This is a genomic window from Mesorhizobium sp. M7A.F.Ca.CA.001.10.2.1 (genome assembly GCF_003998575.1).
In the GTDB taxonomy this organism is placed as follows: domain Bacteria; phylum Pseudomonadota; class Alphaproteobacteria; order Rhizobiales; family Rhizobiaceae; genus Mesorhizobium.
Genome location: NZ_RZQY01000810.1, coordinates 1 through 2,360, shown reverse-complemented (window position 1 = coordinate 2,360; position 2,360 = coordinate 1). Strand labels below are relative to the sequence as shown.

Here is a 2,360-nt window from a genome sequence, read left to right as displayed (position 1 = left end):
CGCTAATATAATGTTCGAAGCGTCGCCACAGGAGGTTCAATGGTTTCCGCTATCGCAAGTCAACATCCGCATGTCCCGGAAAAACAAACGGCAGTGGGGAAGCCGCAAACCGGCGAAGGATTTTCGCCGGGCCGCAGCACGGACGCCGTGGGACATCTGGCCAAAATCATGGTTGCCGCAGGCGGCGATATGGATGCTGGCGCGCAAGGCCGCGCGGCATCCAAGATTGCCAGGATGGACATCACGGTTCTGACCGCACCACCCGTAGAAACACCAACAGAGTAAGATATGCTCGTTCGGGCGCCTCCGCGCCGTCATCAGCGGCGTGGGCCGCTCTCGCGGATTACGCCACGGCTCTCAGCGGAGGCTCCGCCATCGTCCCCAGGCCGTCGCATTCCGCGCAGGCGCCCGTCTTTCCGGGGCAGCCGCCCCGATGGGTTCCCTGCGGGCAGCAGTGCCCGTTTGACGCGTGCCACTTGGAGCAGTCGAAAACCCTGCCGCTGCCATGACAGCGCGGGCATTCCATATTCGATGAAATCATACCAATTCTTGCCCAACCCAAACGCACTCGCCCTGCGCCGCAAGTAACAGGAATCATTGCGCTTTCAAGCACATCGCCCTGACTTAAATTGGGGGGATCGACGGATGGCCGGCATCGATGGCGAGCTATTGTTGCGCCGTAATCAGGTTCCCCGTGAAGACCTTGCTCGCCACAAGCCGCGTTGGGCATTGGCCGGCAACAATAGGCTGCGCCGGCTTGTCCCGTTCGTTCTCGGCGGTGACAGCAACTGCGTCATCGGGCTGCGCGTTGGCGGCCTGTGTGGCCGTGGACGCGAAGAGCACCGTCTGGGTGATGAGAGCGGAAACTGCGGCAACCTGGACCAGCACGGCGGCGAGGGCGATCTTCTTCAGCATGCGAGAAAACGCTCTTCGATGTTCCCGGTTCCCCACGCATTCAGGTTTTCTGCTCGCTACGGAACAAGAGACCGGCAGGGCGGTTAACTCGGTTATGCCGAGCAAGATCAAAGAGCCACCATCGACGCCCGCACCGGAGAAGGTACCTGTGCAACGCCGGGACAAAGAAGCCCCGCCCGAGCTTGAGCATGTCGACCCGCCACCCCGAGATGTGCGAGAGGCACCGGCACCCAACCGAACGGCGACAAGAGATAAGATCGCCGAGATCGCAGCAAGGCCTTATGCCTGCTCGCGCGAACCTTCCCGATGCCGCGGCGTCATCGAGAGCGCTGGACAGCGGCGCCAGGTCAAGTTGAGAATCAACCTGCTGACCACGATTTTGCAGACATGCCATAGATCAGCCCCTATGGGCGACCTGACCGTCTCAAGGGCTTGAAAAATTTGGCTCCCCGGGCCGGATTCGAACCAGCGACCAACCGGTTAACAGAGGGTTTCCAATGTGATTTTCTGGATCAGCGTGCGACAGCCTGAATTTCTAAAAATTCTTTGAATAACAATAAATTAGTGTTTCATCCCGTCGCGACCTGTCGCAGCCGGTATCGACAAAGCGCGTGGTTTTATGTAGATCATTCTGTAGATCACTTATGGGCCCGGGCAACCGGTTGTAGCAAGATTGGTCGCTGGACAGATGCCGAAACTCGAACTCACCGACAAATTCTGCCAGGCTGCCAAGGCCGGCTCCGGCCGAAAAGCCGACTATTTCGATACGACCGTCAAAGGTCTTGTGCTGCGCGTCTCGGCGGGTGGGCAAAAGACCTGGTTCGCGGTTTACGGGCCGCCCGACAAGCGGCAATGGTTGAAGCTCGGCACCTATCCCGAGACACCGCTCGGCACCGACAAGGGCGCTCGCCAGAAGGCCAAGGACACTCGTGCAAGCGTGCAAGAGGGCGGCGACCCTGTGGCCGCCAAGAAAGCGCACGCCGCCTCGATGACCGTCTCTGATTTGGTCGAGAGCTATCTCACCCGCCGGGCATCATCGCGGCGGTCGGTCGATGAGATCGCGCGCCGGCTGCGCAAGAATGTGTCCGGCTATGACGCTGACGGAAAGAAGGTCGAGAAGGCATCATCTGGGTGCATCGGCGAGGTGAAGCTCGCGGACCTGCATCGTCGCGACATCACTAAGGCGATCGACGCGGTGAAGGACCGGGGCGCGGCCGTCGAGGCAAACCGGGTGTTCGAGGACATTCGCGCCATGATCCGATGGGGGCGCGGTCGTGGCGATCTGGACAACAACTTGACCGAAGGTATGGCTAGGCCGACCGAAACGGTCGAGCGCGACCGCGTGCTGACGGCCGACGAGATCAAGACGATGTGGGCGGCCTTGCCCGAAGCCGACATGCGGGAAAGCACCCGCCGCATTCTGCGCCTGTGCTTGGTTACCGGAC

General features: G+C 60.7%; 3 protein-coding genes. 2 read left to right on the top strand and 1 reads right to left on the bottom strand.

Features of this window, described 5'->3' with window-relative positions:
• The first annotated feature begins 39 nt into the window (after positions 1-39).
• Positions 40-285, top strand: a complete 246-nt coding sequence (locus EN964_RS32045; protein ID WP_127272080.1) for a hypothetical protein — start codon at positions 40-42, stop codon at positions 283-285.
• Positions 286-666: 381 nt separating this feature from the next.
• Here the strand turns inward: EN964_RS32045 and EN964_RS32040 are convergent, their stop codons facing one another.
• Positions 667-915 (bottom strand): hypothetical protein, encoded by a 249-nt coding sequence (locus EN964_RS32040; RefSeq protein ID WP_127272210.1) that lies wholly within the window; start codon positions 913-915, stop codon positions 667-669.
• A gap of 688 nt (positions 916-1,603) precedes the next feature.
• Between EN964_RS32040 and EN964_RS32035 the strand changes: the two genes are divergently transcribed.
• The coding region (locus EN964_RS32035) for an integrase arm-type DNA-binding domain-containing protein (RefSeq protein ID WP_127277240.1) at positions 1,604-2,360 on the top strand (757 nt) is incomplete at its 3' end.

Excerpts from the sequence above, each read along its gene's own strand:
- EN964_RS32040 (WP_127272210.1), bottom strand. The coding sequence starts at position 915 with ATGCTGAAGAAGATCGCCCTCGCCGCCGTGCTGGTCCAGGTTGCCGCA.
- EN964_RS32045 (WP_127272080.1), top strand. The coding sequence starts at position 40 with ATGGTTTCCGCTATCGCAAGTCAACATCCGCATGTCCCGGAAAAACAA.